Source organism: Mariniphaga sediminis (assembly GCF_003573545.1).
Lineage (GTDB): Bacteria > Bacteroidota > Bacteroidia > Bacteroidales > Prolixibacteraceae > Mariniphaga > Mariniphaga sediminis.
Genome location: NZ_QWET01000015.1, coordinates 1 through 19579, shown reverse-complemented (window position 1 = coordinate 19579; position 19579 = coordinate 1). Strand labels below are relative to the sequence as shown.

Annotated in this window: 17 protein-coding genes; 5 read left to right on the top strand and 12 right to left on the bottom strand. The window is 44.1% G+C overall.

Annotated elements, in window-relative coordinates; translation table 11 throughout:
• Positions 1-135 precede the first annotated feature (135 nt).
• Positions 136-1140, bottom strand: a complete 1005-nt coding sequence (locus tag D1164_RS17170; protein WP_119351131.1) for an aldo/keto reductase — start codon at positions 1138-1140, stop codon at positions 136-138.
• Positions 1141-1323: 183 nt separating this feature from the next.
• Here D1164_RS17170 and D1164_RS17165 point away from each other — a divergent pair, with 183 nt between their 5' ends.
• A complete protein-coding gene (locus tag D1164_RS17165) occupies positions 1324-2622 on the top strand; it encodes a serine hydrolase domain-containing protein (RefSeq protein WP_119351130.1) in 1299 nt (432 codons plus the stop codon).
• 93 nt (positions 2623-2715) lie between these two features.
• Here the strand turns inward: D1164_RS17165 and D1164_RS17160 are convergent, their stop codons facing one another.
• A complete protein-coding gene (locus D1164_RS17160; RefSeq protein ID WP_119351129.1) occupies positions 2716-3081 on the bottom strand; it encodes a T9SS type A sorting domain-containing protein in 366 nt (121 codons plus the stop codon).
• A 49-nt stretch (positions 3082-3130) separates the two neighbouring features.
• On the bottom strand, positions 3131-3871 hold the full coding sequence (kdsB, locus tag D1164_RS17155; RefSeq protein ID WP_119351209.1) for a 3-deoxy-manno-octulosonate cytidylyltransferase: 741 nt from the start codon (positions 3869-3871) through the stop codon (positions 3131-3133).
• 179 nt (positions 3872-4050) lie between these two features.
• On the opposite strand from kdsB, the gene D1164_RS17150 reads away from it, so the two are divergent.
• From D1164_RS17150 to secG, 4 genes are read left to right on the top strand one after another with little or no spacing between them, the layout of a single operon-like run.
• On the top strand, positions 4051-5280 hold the full coding sequence (locus D1164_RS17150) for a sigma-54 interaction domain-containing protein (RefSeq protein WP_119351128.1): 1230 nt from the start codon (positions 4051-4053) through the stop codon (positions 5278-5280).
• A gap of 3 nt (positions 5281-5283) precedes the next feature.
• Positions 5284-5799, top strand: a complete 516-nt coding sequence (locus D1164_RS17145) for an LptE family protein (RefSeq protein ID WP_119351127.1) — start codon at positions 5284-5286, stop codon at positions 5797-5799.
• A 2-nt stretch (positions 5800-5801) separates the two neighbouring features.
• The gene (locus tag D1164_RS17140) at positions 5802-6410 is read left to right on the top strand and encodes a tetratricopeptide repeat protein (protein WP_119351126.1); all 609 of its coding nucleotides are present in this window, start codon (positions 5802-5804) and stop codon (positions 6408-6410) included.
• Between the two features lie 11 nt (positions 6411-6421).
• The gene (gene secG, locus D1164_RS17135; protein WP_119351125.1) at positions 6422-6793 is read left to right on the top strand and encodes a preprotein translocase subunit SecG; all 372 of its coding nucleotides are present in this window, start codon (positions 6422-6424) and stop codon (positions 6791-6793) included.
• Positions 6794-6859: 66 nt separating this feature from the next.
• Here secG and D1164_RS17130 read toward each other — a convergent pair whose 3' ends face one another.
• The 9 genes from D1164_RS17130 to D1164_RS17090 form a co-directional block, all read right to left on the bottom strand.
• Positions 6860-7366, bottom strand: a complete 507-nt coding sequence (locus D1164_RS17130) for a shikimate kinase (RefSeq protein ID WP_119351124.1) — start codon at positions 7364-7366, stop codon at positions 6860-6862.
• A 43-nt stretch (positions 7367-7409) separates the two neighbouring features.
• Positions 7410-10067, bottom strand: a complete 2658-nt coding sequence (locus tag D1164_RS17125) for a DNA gyrase/topoisomerase IV subunit A (protein WP_119351123.1) — start codon at positions 10065-10067, stop codon at positions 7410-7412.
• Positions 10068-10087: 20 nt separating this feature from the next.
• Entirely contained in the window at positions 10088-11923 is a 1836-nt protein-coding gene (locus tag D1164_RS17120; RefSeq protein ID WP_119351122.1) for a DNA topoisomerase IV subunit B, read from the bottom strand.
• A 264-nt stretch (positions 11924-12187) separates the two neighbouring features.
• Positions 12188-12481, bottom strand: coding sequence for a PG0541 family transporter-associated protein (locus D1164_RS17115; protein ID WP_119351121.1), 294 nt, complete (start codon positions 12479-12481; stop codon positions 12188-12190).
• Between the two features lie 62 nt (positions 12482-12543).
• On the bottom strand, positions 12544-15663 hold the full coding sequence (locus D1164_RS17110) for an efflux RND transporter permease subunit (RefSeq protein WP_119351120.1): 3120 nt from the start codon (positions 15661-15663) through the stop codon (positions 12544-12546).
• A gap of 34 nt (positions 15664-15697) precedes the next feature.
• The gene (locus tag D1164_RS17105) at positions 15698-16750 is read right to left on the bottom strand and encodes an efflux RND transporter periplasmic adaptor subunit (RefSeq protein ID WP_119351119.1); all 1053 of its coding nucleotides are present in this window, start codon (positions 16748-16750) and stop codon (positions 15698-15700) included.
• A 10-nt stretch (positions 16751-16760) separates the two neighbouring features.
• The gene (locus tag D1164_RS17100) at positions 16761-18059 is read right to left on the bottom strand and encodes a TolC family protein (RefSeq protein ID WP_119351118.1); all 1299 of its coding nucleotides are present in this window, start codon (positions 18057-18059) and stop codon (positions 16761-16763) included.
• Positions 18060-18118: 59 nt separating this feature from the next.
• On the bottom strand, positions 18119-18724 hold the full coding sequence (locus D1164_RS17095; protein WP_119351117.1) for a TetR/AcrR family transcriptional regulator: 606 nt from the start codon (positions 18722-18724) through the stop codon (positions 18119-18121).
• 155 nt (positions 18725-18879) lie between these two features.
• Positions 18880-19461, bottom strand: coding sequence for a CDP-alcohol phosphatidyltransferase family protein (locus D1164_RS17090; protein ID WP_119351116.1), 582 nt, complete (start codon positions 19459-19461; stop codon positions 18880-18882).
• Positions 19462-19579: the final 118 nt, after the last annotated feature.

The window sequence follows — 19579 nt, the reverse complement described above, 5'->3', positions numbered from 1 at the left end:
AATCTTTGATATTTAAAAAATACAGGATAATTGCCATGGTATCACTTTATGCGGTACCATGACTGTACTAAATTGCTGCAAAGATAAATTTTTATGGAAATTGCCGGCAGTTAAATCCCCAAGCTTAATCAATTTTTAAGCTTCCTGTTTCTTAAAATATTCCACCTTCCCGGTAAGAGCTATATCTCTCACTTTCTCAATTAGCGCTGTTTTCTGTTCTTCCGAAAACCTAGTAAACGAGCGTGCCAGTGCGATTTTTTCACGCATATAAGTTGCATTTTCGCTCCCTGTAATCAAAACAGAAATGGGTAACGACCACGCAAAATACATGGCTTCCTTAATGCTCAGGTAGTTGGGAATAACGGGATCGTCACTGGTCCAGTTGGCCTGCTCCTTTTTGGCAAAAAACCTGCCGTCTGCTAAGGTTTTCATAGCCATAATACCCAGATTACGATCGAGCGCTTTAGGGAACACGTTCTCTGTAAAACTAAAGTAAGAAGGATCCAGCACATTTACGGGCATTAAAACGCCGTCAAAAAGGTCGCTTTCCTCCGTACGCTCCAGCATCCGGGTATGGGCAAACGGATTCTGGTGCCCCGTAAAACCAATATGCCTGATTTTTCCCTGCTCCTTTGCTTTCAGGAGCACATCCAACACACCGTTTTCAATTCGGTTGTCCACATCCTGCGGTGTACGAAGAGAGTGTACCTGGTACAAATCAATCTGGTCTACCTTCAGGCGGCGCAGTGACCCCTCAAGGTGTTCCTGCACTGTTTTGGCATCATTCCCGGTTGTTTTGGTCATCAAAAAAATCAAATCACGGTATTTGGGCGTAAGGTATTTGCCGTAACGTTCTTCGCTCACACCACTTGAATAGCTCTCTGCCGTGTCAAAAAACCGCACTCCTCCTTCCAGGGCCGCTTCAATCACTTCCTGCGCATCGCGTTCTGTTGTCCAGCCAACATGATACCCCCCTGTTCCCAGGATGGTAACATACTCCCCGGTCCGGCCAAATTTCCGTTTGGGCAAAATCTCACCAAGCCGGTCTGTTTCAACATCCTTTCCAAAGGCCGCACTATGAAGTGATAAACCTGCAGTGAGCCCAGCCAACGATTTTAAAAATGTTCTCCTGTTTTCCATTCTTTTTATATTTTACAATGACAAAATATTATATACCTCGTTTCCAGAAAATTGTTTAATCCTTTTGCTCTTTTTTTCAAACTAAAGTTATGAATATTTATTCTCTCCCGGAAAGAGTTATCATATTTTCCCTAATTTTGGTACCGATTCGAATTCCAAAATATCAAGTTTAATTTTACAACTATGAAAAAAATTTTCATTTTTATTTTACTGCTGACAATCAATTTTGCAACAGGAATTGCGCAAACAAAATCCACTCAAAAATCACCGGCACTAACCGAAACTTCTTCACCTGAAAGTGCAGGTATTTCTGCAGAACGGCTTGCACGAATCGACAACATGTGTGCAGAAGCTGTTGCCGAAGGACAGGTACCGGGAATTGTTTCGCTGGTTGCCCGCAATGGTAAAATAGTACACTGGAAAGCTTACGGAATGGCCGATACCCAGGAAGGCCGGAAGCTACAACGCGACGACATTTTTCGTATTGCTTCCCAGACCAAAGCCATTACATCCACTGCCGTAATGATGCTTTGGGAAGAAGGAAAATTCAGGCTGGATGATCCCATCTCTAAATACATTCCCGAATTTAAGAACCCGAAGGTTTTAAGTTCATTCAAATACAGCGACACAACATGGACAGGCGTTTCGGCCAACAAGGAAATCACTGTTCGTCACCTGCTTACCCACACATCAGGCATTGGCTATGGAATTATTGACAGAGACGAACGTATGCAAATGATTTTTCAGAAAGCCGGCGTTACCGACCTGTTTACTACTGAGAATATTACAATTGGAGAAAGTGTTAAAAAACTGGCCAAACTACCGCTTCACCATAATCCAGGCGAAAAATTCACCTACAGTGAAGGGCTGGATGTTTTAGGGTATTTTATTGAAGTCGTTTCCGGAATGCCATTCGATAAATTTTTGAAAACCCGCATTTTTGATCCGCTTGGAATGGAAGACACCCGCTTTTATTTCCCTGAAACAAAAAAAGACCGCCTGGTAGCTGTACATCATAAAGTAGACGGGAACTGGGAAAAATACCCGGTCACCTTTTACGACACCGATTATCCGGTAAAAGGGGCAAAAACCTTTTTCTCCGGTGGCGCCGGACTTTCGAGTACCGCAAAAGATTACGCCACCTTCCTGCAAATGTACCTGAATGGCGGCGAATACAACGGGGTACGCCTGCTCAGCAAAACAACAGTGCAAACCATTATGGCCAATCAAACCGGAGATTTGTTCAGTGGCCCGGAGGAATATTACGGACTGGCATTTGGCGTTATCACCCCCGAAGGGGTAGCCAAGGGCGGAATTGGAAGCCTGGGAACTTTTGACTGGGGAGGGTATTTTAACACGCAGTACTTTGCCGACCCGGTAGAAAATGTAGTGGGTATTATCATGAAACAGACAAGAGGTTCTTCTCCCGACCAAACGGGTTGGAAGTTCAGACAGTTGGTCTTCCAAACGATTGATGATTAAATAAACGGGGAATTTCTCCACACTTTTCCACAACCCCCAACACCAAACTGAATAAAAATGGGAGAAGTATAGAAAAGGGCAAGCGGAGATTATTTACCGGGCCGAAACAACCAGTTTTTTCACAACAATGTTGTTTGCAGTTGTTTTTACCCTGACAAAATAAATACCATCGGGTACATCTTCCAGTTTAAGCAGGTATTTGTGTGCTCCAAAATCCACTTTGCGGGAGATAACTGTTTTTCCTGAAATATCGATCAGCAGGATCTCCGAAATCTCGCGGCTATTCATTTCCAGGGTAATTTGCCCGGTTCTGGTTGGATTGGGATAAATTTTCAGTTCATATTGCTCGTTTTCATCCACGCCAATAAAACCTTTTTCTTTATTAGCGCTTTGCTGATGAGCAGAATATCCTGAAATAATAAAAACAGAAAATATAAATAGAAGTATCAATCGTTTCATGGCAAAAAATTTACAGTTGCATTCGAAAACTGCAAATAATATGCCTTTTTTATTTTTTAAGCCACTCGGCCGCCATCTGTAAATCGTCCGGAGTATCAATCCCTATACTCTGAAACCGGGTAACTGCGGTCTTAATCCGGTACCCGTTTTCAAGCCAGCGTAATTGCTCCAGCGCCTCTACCCGCTCCAGTTTTCCGGGACTTAGCTGTGTAATCTTTTGCAGTACTTCTTTTCGGTATGCATACATTCCGATATGGGCCCAAAATGTGTTTGCCAGCAACCAGCTATTTTCTTTTTCACCCCGAACAAAGGGAATAGGCGACCGGCTAAAATAAAGTGCTTTTTGATAATCGTCGAGAACCACTTTGGGCCGGTTTGGGTTAAAAAGCTCTTCGGTTGTCTCAATTTCTTTTATAAGCGTAGCAATTTCAGTTGTTTCATCAAAACAGGCCATAAGTTGCTTAATTTGTTCTGCCTTTATGAAAGGTTCATCACCCTGGATGTTTATGACTATATCAAAATCTGTTTCCTTTTCAAGCAAACGGGCTGCCTCTGCACACCGGTCGGTTCCGCTTCGGTGAGAAGACATGGTCCTTACCGCCTTTCCGCCAAAAGAAGTAACGGCATTGAAAATACGATCGTCATCCGTAGCGACCCAAACATTGTCCAGCGCTTGTACAGCATTTTCATACACCCACTGAATGACAGGCATTCCCCCCAAAACAGCCAGTGGTTTCCCCGGGAAACGGGTAGACTGGAAACGGGCAGGAATAAGGGCAATAAACTTCATTTTTTCCTTTTTAATTTTTACGCGATAAAGATAGCGATTATAAAAACCGGATACCCGAATCGACAAAAAATATCGGAACAGGAGCTTCAAAAAAAACAAAAAAAGGTTAATTGAATACACTATTAAATCATTACCATCTAAAAATTGTAAATTTGTGCCTGATTTGAACGAAACAGCGTATGGATATTCAGGATATAAAACAACGATTTGAAATTATAGGAAACTCACCCGGTCTGAGCAGGGCCATCGAGGTGGCGGTGCAGGTAGCTCCTACCGACCTTTCGGTGCTGATTACAGGTGAAAGCGGGACAGGGAAAGAAGTTTTTCCTCAGATTATCCATCAATTCTCAAGCCGTAAGCATGGGAAATATATTGCCGTAAACTGTGGGGCCATTCCGGAGGGAACCATTGATTCCGAACTTTTCGGACATGAAAAAGGATCGTTTACCGGTGCGCTGGCCGATCGGAAAGGCTATTTCCAGGAAGCCGACGGAGGTACCATCTTCCTCGACGAAATTGGTGAGCTTCCGCTTGCGACACAGGTACGCCTGTTGCGTGTGCTGGAGACGGGAGAATTTATCCGGGTAGGTTCGTCAAAGGTTATAAAAACAAATGTACGGGTTATTGCCGCCACCAACGTGGATATTCCCAAAGCCATTGAAGAAGGGAAATTCAGGGAAGATTTGTATTACCGGTTAAACACGGTACCTATCCATATTTTACCTTTGCGCCAGCGTCCCGAAGATATTTATCTTCTTTTTCGAAAATTTGCCCGCGATTTCGCGGAAAAATACAGGATGCCGCCTATCATTCTCGATCAGGAAGCCCGCATCATGCTGGGAAACTACCGCTGGCCGGGCAACGTCAGGCAATTAAAAAACATCACCGAGCAAATCTCCATTATTGAACAAAACAGGGATATAACTGCAGAAACCCTGAAACATTACCTGCCAGAGCTTACAGGGCAGAACCTTCCGGCTCTTCTTTCCCAAACAGAAGAAAAAAGTTTCTCCAACGAACGGGAAATTCTATACAAAATCCTCTTCGACATGAAACGGGACATGAACGACCTGAAAAAGCTGGTACTTGATATTATGGAGAACAAGGAGGCTCCCTTGTCTGGCGATCAGGCCCAAATAATACGTAACCTTTACGATTCGGAGGAAATAAACCTGGCATCCGGTAAACCATCCAATACATCCCGGCACCTGCAGGAAATCGACAGGGAAAACATTCAGGATACGGAGGAATTGATTGAGGAATCGCTGTCGCTGGAAGACAAAGAAATTGAATTGATTAAAAAAGCGCTGGAAAAGCATAACGGTAAAAGGAAATATGCCGCCCAGGAATTAGGAATTTCGGAACGCACACTTTATCGAAAAATTAAAGAACATAACATTAAAGGCTGAACAATGTTAAAAAAGTTTGTTTTGTTTTTTGCATTGGCAACGTTGCTGGCGGGCATAGCTCCTTCCTGCAAAGTTTCTTACTCTTTCACCGGGGCCAACATTTCACCGGCAGTAAAAACCTATTCGGTTTATTACTTTCCAAACCGGGCCCGACTGGTTAATCCTACCCTGAGCCAATCGTTTACCGAAGCGTTACGCGAAAAACTTCAGAGACAAACTTCGCTCAACGAACTGACAGAAAACGGCGATCTTATTTTTGAAGGACAGATTACAGGATATGACGTAAGACCCATGTCGATTCAGAAAGATGACCAGGCAGCCCAAAACCGCCTGACAATAAGCATCCGGGTAAAATACACGAACAATATTGATCCGGATCAAAGCATCGAACAGACCTTCTCGGCCTTTGAAGATTTTGACAGTTCCAGTTCTCTTAGTGCTGTGGAAGACGGGCTGGTGCCGGAAATTATTAATAAACTCACCGAAGATATTTTTAATGCAACGCTGGCAAACTGGTAATTATGCAAAAAGAAACGTTTTATAAAATAATTAAAACCCACACTTTACTGAACGAAGAAACGTTGCCAGAACTCCGGCAATTAACAACTGCCCACCCTTATTTCCAGGCTGCCTGGATACTTTATCTGAAAAACCTAAAAAAAGCCGGCTCGCCCGAATTTGATGCAACCCTGAAAAAAGTAGCCCCAATGGTTCCGGACAGGAAACAACTCTACCGGGTTTTATTTTCAGAAACAAAAAAAGCCTCATCCGGTAAAAATTATCTCGGACAAAAAGAGATACAACCACCCGACTATATTTTGGGAAACACTGACGATCAATCATCAGGAAATAACCTTATCGACAAATTTCTTTCGGCAAAACCTGGCTCACTAAAAATAGAAAAGCCGCATCATGAAGGGCATTTAGAAAAAAAAGAAAATGAAATGATTGAAAAATCGGTCGCCGAAAATGATGAATTGATTACGGAAACGCTGGCGATGATTTATTTGGAGCAAAAAAAATACGATAAAGCGCTGGAAGCTTTTAAAAAATTAAGCTTGAAATATCCGGAAAAAAGTATTTACTTTGCAAGCCGAATTGAAGAAACAAAGAAGTTAAAGAATATTTAATGTGAAATAAAATGTACACGCTAATAACCGTTTTAATATTCATCGTTTGCGTATTGTTGGTACTAATTGTATTGGTTCAAAACTCAAAAGGAGGCGGACTGGCCAGCAACTTTCAATCATCGAACCAAATTATGGGTGTTCGTAAAACCACTGATTTTCTGGAAAAAGCAACCTGGGTTTTGGCAGGGGCGCTGCTCGTACTCTCTATCATGGGTTCGGCATTCATTCCGCGCGAACGGATATCGCAGGAACAATCAAGAGTAAGGGAACAGGTTGAAAATGCACCGGTTCCGAATCAGGTACCAAACTTCCCCACAACAGCACCTGAAGCAGAAGAAAATACGCAGGCACCTGCACCTTCAGGAGAAGAAGACGGACAATAGAAAAAATTACCATACTGAAAAAGCCAACTGTTTTTATCGCAGTTGGCTTTTTTGTTTTACAGGCAATCAATCTCTTTCGATCATTTTTAGAATTTCATCCAACCCGGTATCGGGGTCGGTAATCTGGTAGTGAGCCTGGGAATAAAATTCATTTCGTTTTTTGAGGGTTTCATCAATAAAATGAATTAATTCTTCCTTAGACTTTCCTTTAATCAGCGGGCGTTCGGTTTTTGATTCCATCAGCCTGTCAGCCAAAATTCCCGGGTCAATATTCAGGTAAATTGTTTTCCCTGTGCGGTTCATCAAATGCACATTATCAAAAAAACAAGGGGCGCCGCCACCGGTAGCAATCACCACATCCGAAAATTCAGAGAGTTCTTCCAGCGCTTTACGTTCTTTTTTGCGGAATTCCGCCTCCCCTTCTTCGGCAAATATTTGCGGAATGGTTTTGTAGTTTCTTTCCTCGAGGTAATGGTCCATATCGACAAACTGCAATCCGGCATACTTTGCCAGTTTTTTGCCCAGCGTGGACTTTCCGCTTCCCATGTATCCAATCAGGTAAATTCTCATCATCCGGCAAAAATAAAAAGGTAAAGGAAAATATCAAATAGTACGATCAGAACAACGACATCTGATTTGGATCATCCTCCTTTCCAGGCCTTTTCACTTCGAAAGGGACATCATCGAAACTGTCTTTCTGCTTTTCGTCAGTATCTACTTCACCTTCCGGTTCCGGTTTGTCATCTTCATCACGCACCACCGGCTCCAGCTCTTTCACATTTTCAATGCGGTAATTCGACAGCCGCTTGCCCTTGGCTTTCCATGACTTCACGCCAATAAATTCAGCCACCTCAATAATTTCATTATCCCGTTCGGAATGTTTCCCCCCAAACTCAATCTCCAACCGGGGATAACGCACCCAGGTAATACTCACCAGCTTGTTATCCGGATTTTCTCCAACAAACCGGATGCGTTTCCCTTCTGCATCCTCAATCTCAAACCTTTTGACGTAATAAAAACGTTGCCCTGCATCGAAATAAACGACAGAAAGAACTTTTCTGTTGTCAAATTTTTCAATGGTCAGAATATCCGGATCAAAATGATTACTCAAATCAAAGCTATACAACTCAGACTCCCCGTTTTTGTAAACTACCAGGATTTTGTCTTCGCCGGAAAACTCACCCAGGTATTTTCCCCGGCCGTCCGCATTAAGACGGAGGACATCCTCATCGAACCAGATCTTACGTCCGCCGAGCGTGGAAACCCCCTTCTCCTTCAACGAAATTTTGTGCACTTCGTGTTTGGTGAGGATATTTCCCATCGACTGTCTTCCTTTGATAGCCAGTTCGCCCATATCTACTTCGAAAGTAAGCTTTTTAAGTCGTGGCTTGGGTTTAAGCAGAATTTTCAGAACCTCTGCCTCGCCATTGGGATTCGCCGAGAAATAGGTAATCCGGGAACCAGCCGTTCCTTTTGTAACATTATATTCTTTGTCGCGGGTAACACCGGTAACCGAAAACCGTTTCATATAAGAGTAGCCGGTTTTTCCATCGCGGTATACCACATTATAAATGGTGCGCTTGTCGTTTTTCTTGAACACGGCCAGGAACAGTGGGTTTTTCCCTATAAACGCCTTGTCGGTAACCTTGGAGACAAAATAAGTCCCGTCGCGACGGAAAACAATAATGTCGTCTATATCGGAGCAGTCGCAAACATATTCGGCTTTTTTCAGACCAAAACCCATAAACCCCTCTTTCCGATCGACATAGAGTTTTTCATTTTTAACCACCACTTTGGTGGCCACAATATTTTCGAAACTCCTTATGTCGGTTTTCCGATCACGCCCCTTCCCATACTTATCTTTCAGGTGCCTGAACCATTGAATGGTATATGGAACAATATTTTCGATATTGTTCTCTACCTTTTTGATTTCATCCTCAATGCCCAGAATGTTTTCATTTGCCTTGTCGGTATTGAATTTCAGGATACGGGCCATCCGGATTTCCATCAGTTTCAGAATATCTTCACGGGTAATTTCCCTTTTGAACCTCGGTTTCCAGGGCTCCAACCGGCTGTCGATGTATGCCACGGCCTGATCCATATTTTCGGCATCCTCAAACTTTTTATCCTTATAAATCCGTTCTTCAATGAATATTTTTTCGAGGGTAGCAAAATGCCAGGCCTCTTCCAATTCTTTCTTCCTGATTTCCAACTCCATTGTCAGAAGCTGTAGGGTACTGTCGGCAGACCGTTTTAAAATTTCATGCACCCCGATAAAATGCGGCTTATCATCCTCAATAATACAGGCATTGGGCGAAAGCGAAACTTCGCAATCGGTAAAGGCATACAGCGCATCAATGGTTTTATCTGAAGAGACACCCGATGCCAGGTGAACAAGAATTTCTACGTTCTCGGCCGTGTTGTCGTCTATCTTTTTGATTTTGATTTTGCCCTTCTCATTGGCTTTGATGATAGACTCGATAAGGGTAGTTGTCGTTTTTCCAAAAGGAATCTCGGTTATGGCCAACGTTTTATTATCACGCTTTTCAATTTTGGCCCGTATTTTTACCGCACCTCCGCGTAGTCCGTTGTTGTACTTACTGCAATCAGCCATACCCCCCGTAGGAAAATCAGGCAACAGTTCAAATTCTTCTCCTTTCAGGTATGAAATGGAGGCATCGATCAATTCATTAAAATTATGCGGAAATATTTTTGAAGCGAGTCCAACTGCAATACCGTCAACCCCTTGTGCCAGCAACAGGGGAAACTTCACCGGCAGGGTAACCGGTTCATTTTTACGCCCGTCGTAAGAAAGTTTCCATTCCGTCGTTTTGGGATTAAACATTACCTCCAGGGCAAATTTTGTAAGGCGCGCCTCAATATATCGAGATGCGGCCGCGCCGTCACCCGTAAGCATATTACCCCAGTTTCCCTGCGTATCAATAAGCAACTCTTTCTGCCCCAGCTGCACAATAGCATCGCCAATGGAAGCATCACCATGGGGGTGGTACTGCATGGTTTGCCCGATAATGTTTGCTACTTTATTGTAACGTCCATCGTCCATTTCGCGCATAGCATGCATAATCCTGCGCTGAACCGGCTTCAGCCCGTCGTTTACATAGGGCACAGCCCGTTCAAGTATCACATACGATGCATAATCGAGAAACCAGTCGCGGTACATTCCCGGCAAATAGGTAATTTCCCCTTTTATTCCATCCGAACCTTTATCCGGCTGTTCTTCTGTATTTTCGTTGTTCAATTCCTCTTCTGACATTCTTATTTATTGTGCTTGCTTTAAGCTACCTCGTCTTTTTCCACGTACAAATTATCTATAATAAAATCCTGTCTTTCAGGAGTATTTTTGCCCATATAAAATTCAAGCATCTGCGTTACCGACTCATGTTTTTTCATCAGTACCGGCTCTAAACGGATATCCCTGCCAATGAAGTGTTTAAATTCATCCGGAGAAATTTCCCCTAATCCTTTAAACCGGGTGATTTCAGGTTTACCCTTCAGTTTTTTGATGGCATTGCGGCGTTCCTCCTCCGAATAGCAATAGTAGGTTTTCTGTTTATTCCTTACCCTGAAAAGAGGGGTTTGAAGAATAAACACATGCCCCTTTCGGATCAGCTCGGGAAAAAACTGCAGAAAAAATGTAATAAGCAGCAGGCGGATATGCATCCCATCCACATCGGCATCTGTGGCAATAATTATTTTGTTATACCGCAAATCTTCCAGGCTCTCTTCTATGTTAAGGGCAGCCTGCAACAGGTTGAACTCCTCATTTTCATACACCACTTTTTTGGTCAGCCCGAAAGTATTCAGCGGTTTTCCCCTCAAGCTGAAAACAGCCTGGGTATTTACATCGCGGGATTTTGTGATAGACCCGCTTGCCGAATCGCCCTCGGTTATAAAAATACTCGACTCGTCGGCCCTTTCGTTGTTACTACCAAAATGAATGCGGCAATCGCGCAGTTTTTTATTGTGCAGGCTTACTTTTTTTGCCCGCTGTTTGGCCAGTTTTTTAATTCCGGAGATGGCCTTACGTTCACGTTCTGATTCCACAATGCGTCTCAGCAGCATTTCTGCCGTATCCGGATTTTTGTGCAGAAAGTTATTCAGTTCTTTCTGTAAAAAATTTCCGACGTGCGCTCTCACTGAAGGCCCGTTGGGTCCAATGTCTTTCGAGCCTAATTTCGTTTTGGTCTGCGATTCGAATACCGGCTCCTCCACCTTAATACTCACCGCTGCCACAATGGAAGCGCGAATATCTGACGGGTCAAAATCTTTTTTGTAAAAATCGCGGATGGTTTTTACATACACTTCACGGAAAGCCTGAAGGTGGGTTCCTCCCTGGGTTGTATGCTGCCCGTTTACAAACGAATAGTAGTCTTCTCCGTAACGGTTCCCGTGGGTAACAGCAATTTCAATGTCCTCTCCCCTCAAATGAATAATCGGATAAATAGGATTATCATCTATATTCTCTTCCAGCAGGTCACGTAACCCGTTGCGGGAGTAAAACCGCTCGCCGTTAAATTCGATGATGAGCCCCGCATTCAGGAAAGTGTAGTTTTTAACCATATTCACTACATAGTCGCTAATGTAGTGGAAACTTCTGAATACTTCCGGATCAGGTTCAAACATCACCATGGTTCCGTTCGGTTCATCAATTCCTTTCAGGTCTTTTTCATCCTGAATGACTCCCTGACTGAAAACAATTTCTTTCGCCACACTTTCGCGTACCGAACGAATGGTAAATTTTGACGACAAGGCATTCACGGCTTTAATACCCACACCATTCAACCCTACCGACTTTTTAAATACCTTGGAATCATATTTGGCTCCCGTGTTCATTTTACTGGCCACATCTTCCAGCTTACCCAACGGAATACCCCGGCCAAAATCGCGAATAACTACTTTGTCTCCTTCAATATTGATGGTAATCTTCTTCCCAAATCCCATCATAAATTCGTCGATCGAGTTATCCATTACCTCCTTCAGCAAAACATAAATCCCGTCGTCAGCTGCTGTCCCGTCGCCCAGCTTACCAATATACATACCAGGACGTTTCCTGATGTGTTCCTGCCAGTCGAGTGTCCGTATTGTTCCTTCGTCGTAATTCGAAGTCATTTTCCTGAATTTTGGCACAAATATAACCAAAACCTCGGTGTTTTGTGCTTGTGCAGGTCAACCATTAACTAACAGGTTACAGTTGAAAAGTTTGGATAAAATTTCCCGGAAAAAGAAAAAATGAAGCTGCCTCAAAAGCAACGTTTCTATACGTTCTGCCCTGTTGAGCGCCACTGAAACATTCTCCTTTAAACTGGAAAAAATTCCGACTTTGCTCAGACTGGCAAAAAAAACTTTTGAGACAGCTTCCGATTTATTTATTGCTTACACCGTCTTCTCCACATTCCACACAAAAGCCCTGACCCCAACTTCTTTGTTAATCTCATCCAGTTTTCGCACGGCTTCGAGCAAACCGTCCACTGCTTCGTCGGGAATCATGGTGAGGGCGGCCGAGTTCATCTCCGGCCAGGTGTGTGTACCCATGCGCGGCTCCCCGGTTTCGCTTCCCCTGCCTTTTACTTCACTAAACCAGGTGTAACCTCTTATTTCTAATTTACCGAGCATGTATTCCACACGCTCCGTATTTGCCTGGTTAAATATTATCATTACAGCTTTCATATTCTTTTTACTTTTTAATCATTGGTCACAGGTCGCTTGCTGCGACTACTCTCTTCCTTGCCTTATTCCATAAACTTAAACTGTTTGGCCACTTTTCCCTTTTTATTGCGTTCACCATGATGTGCCAACAGCCCGTACATTACAGGAACAACAATCATGGTTACCAATGTGGAAAATGTCAATCCGCCGATTACAGTAATCCCCATTGGCCGCCAAAGTTCGGCTCCTTCTCCGGTACTGAGCGCCAACGGCAACATTCCCAAAATGGTAGTTGCAGCGGTCATCAGGACAGGGCGCAACCTCGACTTTCCGGAAACAGCAATGGCTTCGTACAAGTCCAGCCCGCGATCGCGCATCAGGTTGGTAAAGTCAATAAGCACAATACCATTTTTCACCACGATACCAATCAGCAACACAGCCCCCAGTGCAGCTACCAGACTCAAGGTAGTGCCGGTAATAAGCAGCGCCAGAACCACACCGGTGAAGGCAAACGGAATGGAAAACATAATAACGAATGGCATGGTAAACGATTCAAACTGAGAGGCCATTACAATAAATACCAAAATTAAGCTGATGAGCATTAAAAGACCAAGGTCCAAAAATGATTCCTGCTGATCTTCATAAGCACCTCCAACATTCAGGATCAATTCCTGCGGAACTTTCACGTCGGCAATTTCGGTTTTAATCCGGTTGGCCAGTTCCCCCAGGGCAACCCGGTCAGGTTTGGCCGAAACAGTTACGATACGTTCCCGGCGTTTGTGCTCAATATTTGGCGGAGACCAGTATTCCTTTACCTCTCCCAGCTCCTTCAGTTTGATACGTTTCCCGGAAGGGGTTACAATCGAAAATTCTTCCAGTTCAGTAATCGAATTTCTGTATTCTTCTTCCAGTCTCACCCTGATATCGTATTCTTCCCCCTCTTCTTTATACTGAGAGGCAATCATCCCACTCACGCGATTCCGGATATTTGCGGACACCTGGGCAGTAGTGAGGCCGTGCAGCGCCATCTTATCACGATCGGGCACAAACTGCAACTCCGGTTTATCGTTTTTGCGGCTTACCTGCACATTGATAGCACCCGGCACCGCTGCCACTTTTTGACGTATCTCCTCCGCGAGGGCATTGGTCATATCAAAATCGTATCCGTAAATTTCCACGTCCACCGTATTGGTTGTTCCGCCCATTCCCTGCGCTGCCGTTTCAACACTAAAATTGATTACCTCCGGCAACGCGGCAATTTCTTCCCGCAGGGCAGCGGCCACGTCCCATACCGAACGTTCCCTTTCCTCGATGGGAGTTAGGCGCATCATAAAGTTAATCATGTTGGAACCGGTGCTCATAAAAAGGGAGAACAAGCCACCTTCATCGTCTGCCCCCGAAGAAGCAGCCATGACCTCCACTTCCGGAAATTTCTCATTGATTACTTTTTCCAGGTAGCGGGTAGTTTTGATGGTTTCTTCCACCCGGGTACCAGTTTGCAATTCAATGGAAGCTGTTACCCGGCTCTCGTCCGATTCAGGCATAAAATCGGTATGCACAAATTGTATCAGCATCATTGACCCTATAAAAATAGCCAGCGCCGCAAAAAGAGTAATCAATTTATGCCGGAGCGTCCAACGCAGCGTTTTTTCATAAAAATCATCGAGTTTTCCCAAAAACTTTTCAATAGTCCGGTCATAACTCAGCGGTCCCGGATTTTTCCTGCGTTCGCGCAACTTCAGAAACCGGGACGAAAGCATTGGGGTAAGCGAGATAGCGGCCAGTGTTGACGTGACTACGGTAATGGTAACAATCCACCCCAACTGATTGAAGAAAACACCCGTCATTCCCCCTACCAGCGTAAGTGGAAAAAATACCGCTACAACAACCAGTGTGGTAATAACAACGGCCAGCCAAACTTCATTGGTCGCATAAATGGCGGCCTCACGCGGGGTAGCGCCCCGTTCCACATGCCGGGTAATGTTTTCCAAAACCACAATCGCATCGTCCACCACCATTCCGATAGCGATAGACAACGATGTAAGTGAAATCACATTGATCGAACCTCCGGTAACGTAAAGGTAAAGGAATGCAACAATAAGCGATATGGGAATGGTGAGCACAATGATAAAAGTAGCGCGCCACCGTCCCAGGAAGAACAGTACAACCAACACAACAAACAAAAGGGCCCACATTAATGTCTCCGAAAGGTTTTTTACAGAACCTTTGATAAAATCGGATGTATCCATGATCAGACTGATTTCCACATCCGGCGGGAGGCTCTCCTGCAATTCATCCACCGTTTTCCGCGCTTCACGCGCTACTTTCACGGTATTGGCTCCCGACTGTTTCATTACAAACATACGGAGCCCGGTTTCACCATTTATTTTTTCATCAAGCGAAAGGTCTTTAATCGAATCGCGAACAACAGCTACATCGCGAATATAAACCGGTTTGCCGGACATGTTCCCTATTACCAGGTTTTCAATCCGCGAACTGGTACTGAACTCCCCCTGCACCCGCAACTGGTAGTCGAGTTTTCCCATTTTTATATTTCCGGAGGGCAGGTTCATATTCTCGGCAGCTACCGTATTACCAATTTGTTCGATGGTTAAATTGTAAGCTTCGAGTAACCGGGGATCGGCGTCAATATAAACCACGCGACGCGGCGCCCCCATTAGCCCGATGGAGCCAATTCCCTCGATACGGTTCATCGGATTGATGATTTTCTCATCCAGTAGTTTTTCGAGGCCGGGGTAACTTTCTTCGGCAGTTACCGCATAAAAAACAATAGGCATCATACTGGTATTGAACTTAAAAATCATCGGCCGTTCTGCATCTTCCGGCAGAAAATCGATGACACGATCAATCACATCCCTGATATCATTGGTTGCTTCAGCCAGGTCGGTTTCCCATTCAAACTCGAGGTTAATGACCGACAGGTTATCGGATGAGGTAGAAGTAATCTCCTTCAAATTATCCACCGAGTTAAGGGCATCTTCAATAGTACGTGTTACATTGGTTTCTATATCGCTGGCATTGGCGCCCGCATAAGTGGTCATTATCGAAATGTATGGAGGATCCATCTCCGGATACAAATCCACGGGGATTTGCACCAGTGAATAGATTCCCATTACTACAATGGCCGTAAAAACCATGAGTGTGGTAATAGGCTTGTTTACAGCATTTTTATATATGTTCATTTTGTATCCTTTTATCCATTACTATACGGGGTATTCATTTTTTTACTTCAACGGGGACACCATCGAGCAAACGGGCCTGTCCGCTAACAATGACGCGGGCTCCCGGTTTTAATTCATCCGAAAAGACTTCAATATTGTCGTCGTAGCGTCTCCCGACTGTAACAGAAACCCTGCGTGCCACACCGTTCTCTTCCACAAACAGGTAGCGATCATTTGAGCCCTGCAACTTCAAAACAGCCATAGAAGGCAACAGAATGGCTTCCTCTTTATCCAACTCAAAAGCAATGCGGGCAAACATCCCAGGACGCAAAAGTCCTTTGGCATTGTTTACCACCAGTTCTACCTTAAAAGTACGGTTTGCCGGGTCGATGGTGGGATGAATACGATCGATGCGCCCGGCAAATGTTTGCCCGGGATAAACATCCACCCGCACCGTTGTTTCCATCCTGTTCTTTACTTCCGGAAAGTATTTTTCCGAAACCGGAACCAGTACTTTCAGCCGGTCGATTTGCACAACGGAAAGTACGGCAGCTTTCCCTGCCGCAGTATTGGGAGCTCCGGAATACATCTCTCCCGGTTCAAAGTAACGACCGGAGATCACCCCGTCGAACGGGGCAACCAATTGCGTATTTTCCCTTAAAAATTCTACATTCGTTTTAGCCACTTCATATTGTGTCTGCAACTGGTCGTACTGCTGCTGTGCAATACTCCCGTATTTTGCAAGAGTATCAAGTCGCCGGAAATCCACCTCCAGGTTTTTTAACTGCACCTCGGCCTGAAGAAGTTGGGTACGGTCCATCTGTACAAGCGATTTTCCCTTGGCTACACGGTCGCCCACATCGGCAAAAATCCCTTCGATACGCCCGGGCGATGCCGGTGCCAAATGCACCTCTTCGTAAGCCTCAAGCGATGCCGGATATTCTACTGAACGGGCAACGGTTTGCATTTGCAATTCCATAGTCTTTACAACTTCCTTGTCCTGACCGGCATCAACTGTCCGGGCTTCTTCTTTTGAGCCACTTTTGCATGAACTGAAAAGCGCCGCTCCTAAAGTAAATACGATAATAAAAGTGCGAATTTGTTTCATGGTCCTTTTTTTAATTGTTTAATACTTGTCCTGTAAGTGTGTCCAGTGCGTTTTGAGCCTGCAATACTTCGAGCACCGAGGCAAGGTAGTCCGATTCTGCCTGCAGGTAATTGTTATCGGCGGTGGTTAGTTCCAAACCTGAAATCATGCCCTGTTCGTATTTTCGTTTCAGGTTTTCATACACTTCCCGTGAAATTTTTATGTTCTTCTGCTGTGTTTCATAGCTTTCCAGTGCATTATTCAAATTAAACCGTAACTGCTTAAACTGAATAGCCAGCTGGTCTTCCAACAACGCCTTGCTGTTTCTCGCCATTTCCAGGTCAATTTTTGCCTGCTTCACTTTTGCACGCCGTTCGCCGCTGGAAAAAACCGGAATATTCATTTGCAGCCCTACCATATGCCGTGGCGACATGTCGAAGGCGGGTTTCAACAACTTCTCCGTAAAATTGTAATAGCCTGAAACTGTGGGGAGGTAACTTGCTTTTTGTAAATCAATTTGTTTCTCGGTTATCTGCTCCTGCACTTCCACCAACTGATAGTCAGCATTTTCAGAAAGCTCGAAAGAGGTATCCGCCACCCAATTGGGTTCCAGGAAATCGGAAAGTGGCTGGGTCAGTTCCAATTCTGTTTCGGCAGTAACCCCTAATTGCAGGCGAAGAAGGTTTTTGGCCATCTCGTACTGACGTTCAGCCGATTTTACAGCATTATCGAGCGAATTGACCTGCACCGACAATTGATCAAGTTCTACCTTTTCCATTATTCCCACTTTTACCATGGGCTCGGTTTTCCGGTACACCTTCTGAAGGTTATCTTTATTTCCCTGCAAAATTTTCAACATCTCTTCCGAAACAAGAACCAGATAGTATCCTTCCACCACCTGGCTTACCACATCCTGTTCGGTTTTTTTCAGGCTTTTTTCCGACAGTTTCTTCGCCAGTTTGGCCGTTTGAACACCCACAAAATAGCTTCCGTTAAACAAAAGCTGACCTACCTGTAAGTTAAAGTTACTGGTTGGTTTAATGGGAATCTCAGTGGCCGGGGCACTTTCATCAAACTGAATGCTAATTTTGGCCCCCATGGCATTGGTATAATCGGCTGTAGCGTTAACCTGTGGTAGTCCGGCCGCCATGGTTGCCCAAAGTTTTTCCTGTGACTGATCCACTGCCAGCCCCGAATTTTTAATGGTTCGATTGTAATTTAGGGCGTGTTCTTTGGCGGCCGTCAGGTCAATTACCAGTTTGTCCTGGGGAAAAGCCGTGCCAAATAACAGCATACCCGAAAGAAAAATAATTATCTGTTTTCTTCTCATGGTGAATTGTTTTTGGTTTTATATCTGTTTTCTTTAACTGAATTTAAATCTGTCCTTTTTTAATCCCGCTCCCGCATTTTGTCGATAAGCTCAATCCCTTTGGTAGTAGAAATCCCCCGAATAAAATTGATTGTTAGGCCCTGAAACACATCGGCAAAACTGTACTCATCGCGCGGAAATATCTTTTCATCAGCCAGCAGGTTCATCTGTTCATGAAAAAGTTTGGCTACAATAAAAACATGGATATCCGGCCTGAACAGGCCCTCTTCAATTCCTTTGTGCAGCAACTTTTTGGAAAGCTCAAACTTTTCTTTCTCGTTATTCTCATGCAATGAATCCCATGTTTCAGGATAAAACTTTTTCATGTCCCGGAAAAACACCGGGTTTATGGAATTCATCGCCTTAATACCTTCCTGCATAAAAGAGTATATCGTTTCAATCACATTTCCTGAAGACGAAATGATTCGCTCGTTCCTTTCTTTGTGTTTCTCCCGTAAGACACGGAGGCACATATGCACCAGCTCCGTCTTATCTTTAAACATCTCATAAACAGTCCTCTTCGACATCCCCAAAGCAGATGCAATGCCATCCATCGTTACATTCCGAATCCCGAACTGCAAAAACTGCCTTGTTGCTTCATCAATAACCCTATCACTTATTTCCATCACAAAAAAAATTGAGGCTGCTAAATTAGTGAAAACTCAAAACACGCTGAAAGTTTTCCTGTGAATTGGGTATTTTCTTCGGTAAACAACGGATAATTTTATATTGAGATAACAGAAAGCCCTCCTTTTTCGGGCCCCCTGATGCTACAAATTGTTCATGCTTGTTTCCTCAGCCAGTAAAGCCCTTTTACTCCTGATTTAATATCATCCAACCGCAAAAGCACAAAAATCTTTTCTATATAAGCAATTACTCCCCACCCTAAGGCCACATAATACATCCAGGCATAAAACCCCCACACAAACAGCACAAAAAAGAAAATGCCCTGAATATAGCCGGCGCTTACAGCAGAATAGAGGTGTAGCCCGGGAATCTTTCCGAACCGGAAAAAGGCTATGACATAGCTTAACGCGAAAATACCAAGGAAAAGATAAAGCAACCAGGCGTGAGGCTGAATCTCTGTCCAGCGAAACCGGAATATCCCCAAAAGGGCCAGGAAATAAGTTCCCATGTCAGCAAGGTTATCGAGTGCGGCCCCAAACCGGGTCTGAAGTTTAAAAATACGCGCAATATTCCCATCCAGGATATCGCTAACCAGACTGATACACAAAAGCGTGACGAACCAGGCTTCATTATTTGACAGTGCCAGTGCCAGAATAACAGGGAATATAATCAGGCGGTAAAAACTGATTACATTGGGCACATTCAAAATATTTTCCCCTCTGAATAATAGTTTCATGTTAATATATCTATCTATAAAGTTTAATAATCAATATTTTAATTCAATCAGTTAGGTTATTGAAATTTTCATGTTCATGCTCCAGGCAATACTCTTTTGTCCTTAACTGATTAGGTCA

Coding starts and splice junctions, on each gene's coding strand:
- D1164_RS17105 (WP_119351119.1), bottom strand. CDS start 16,750: ATGAAACAAATTCGCACTTTTATTATCGTATTTACTTTAGGAGCGGCG.
- D1164_RS17145 (WP_119351127.1), top strand. CDS start 5,284: ATGTTAAAAAAGTTTGTTTTGTTTTTTGCATTGGCAACGTTGCTGGCG.
- D1164_RS17160 (WP_119351129.1), bottom strand. CDS start 3,081: ATGAAACGATTGATACTTCTATTTATATTTTCTGTTTTTATTATTTCA.
- D1164_RS17100 (WP_119351118.1), bottom strand. CDS start 18,059: ATGAGAAGAAAACAGATAATTATTTTTCTTTCGGGTATGCTGTTATTT.
- D1164_RS17150 (WP_119351128.1), top strand. CDS start 4,051: ATGGATATTCAGGATATAAAACAACGATTTGAAATTATAGGAAACTCA.
- D1164_RS17120 (WP_119351122.1), bottom strand. CDS start 11,923: ATGACTTCGAATTACGACGAAGGAACAATACGGACACTCGACTGGCAG.
- secG (WP_119351125.1), top strand. CDS start 6,422: ATGTACACGCTAATAACCGTTTTAATATTCATCGTTTGCGTATTGTTG.
- D1164_RS17095 (WP_119351117.1), bottom strand. CDS start 18,724: ATGGAAATAAGTGATAGGGTTATTGATGAAGCAACAAGGCAGTTTTTG.
- D1164_RS17090 (WP_119351116.1), bottom strand. CDS start 19,461: ATGAAACTATTATTCAGAGGGGAAAATATTTTGAATGTGCCCAATGTA.
- D1164_RS17140 (WP_119351126.1), top strand. CDS start 5,802: ATGCAAAAAGAAACGTTTTATAAAATAATTAAAACCCACACTTTACTG.
- D1164_RS17110 (WP_119351120.1), bottom strand. CDS start 15,663: ATGAACATATATAAAAATGCTGTAAACAAGCCTATTACCACACTCATG.
- D1164_RS17165 (WP_119351130.1), top strand. CDS start 1,324: ATGAAAAAAATTTTCATTTTTATTTTACTGCTGACAATCAATTTTGCA.
- D1164_RS17125 (WP_119351123.1), bottom strand. CDS start 10,067: ATGTCAGAAGAGGAATTGAACAACGAAAATACAGAAGAACAGCCGGAT.
- kdsB (WP_119351209.1), bottom strand. CDS start 3,871: ATGAAGTTTATTGCCCTTATTCCTGCCCGTTTCCAGTCTACCCGTTTC.
- D1164_RS17170 (WP_119351131.1), bottom strand. CDS start 1,140: ATGGAAAACAGGAGAACATTTTTAAAATCGTTGGCTGGGCTCACTGCA.
- D1164_RS17115 (WP_119351121.1), bottom strand. CDS start 12,481: ATGAAAGCTGTAATGATAATATTTAACCAGGCAAATACGGAGCGTGTG.
- D1164_RS17130 (WP_119351124.1), bottom strand. CDS start 7,366: ATGATGAGAATTTACCTGATTGGATACATGGGAAGCGGAAAGTCCACG.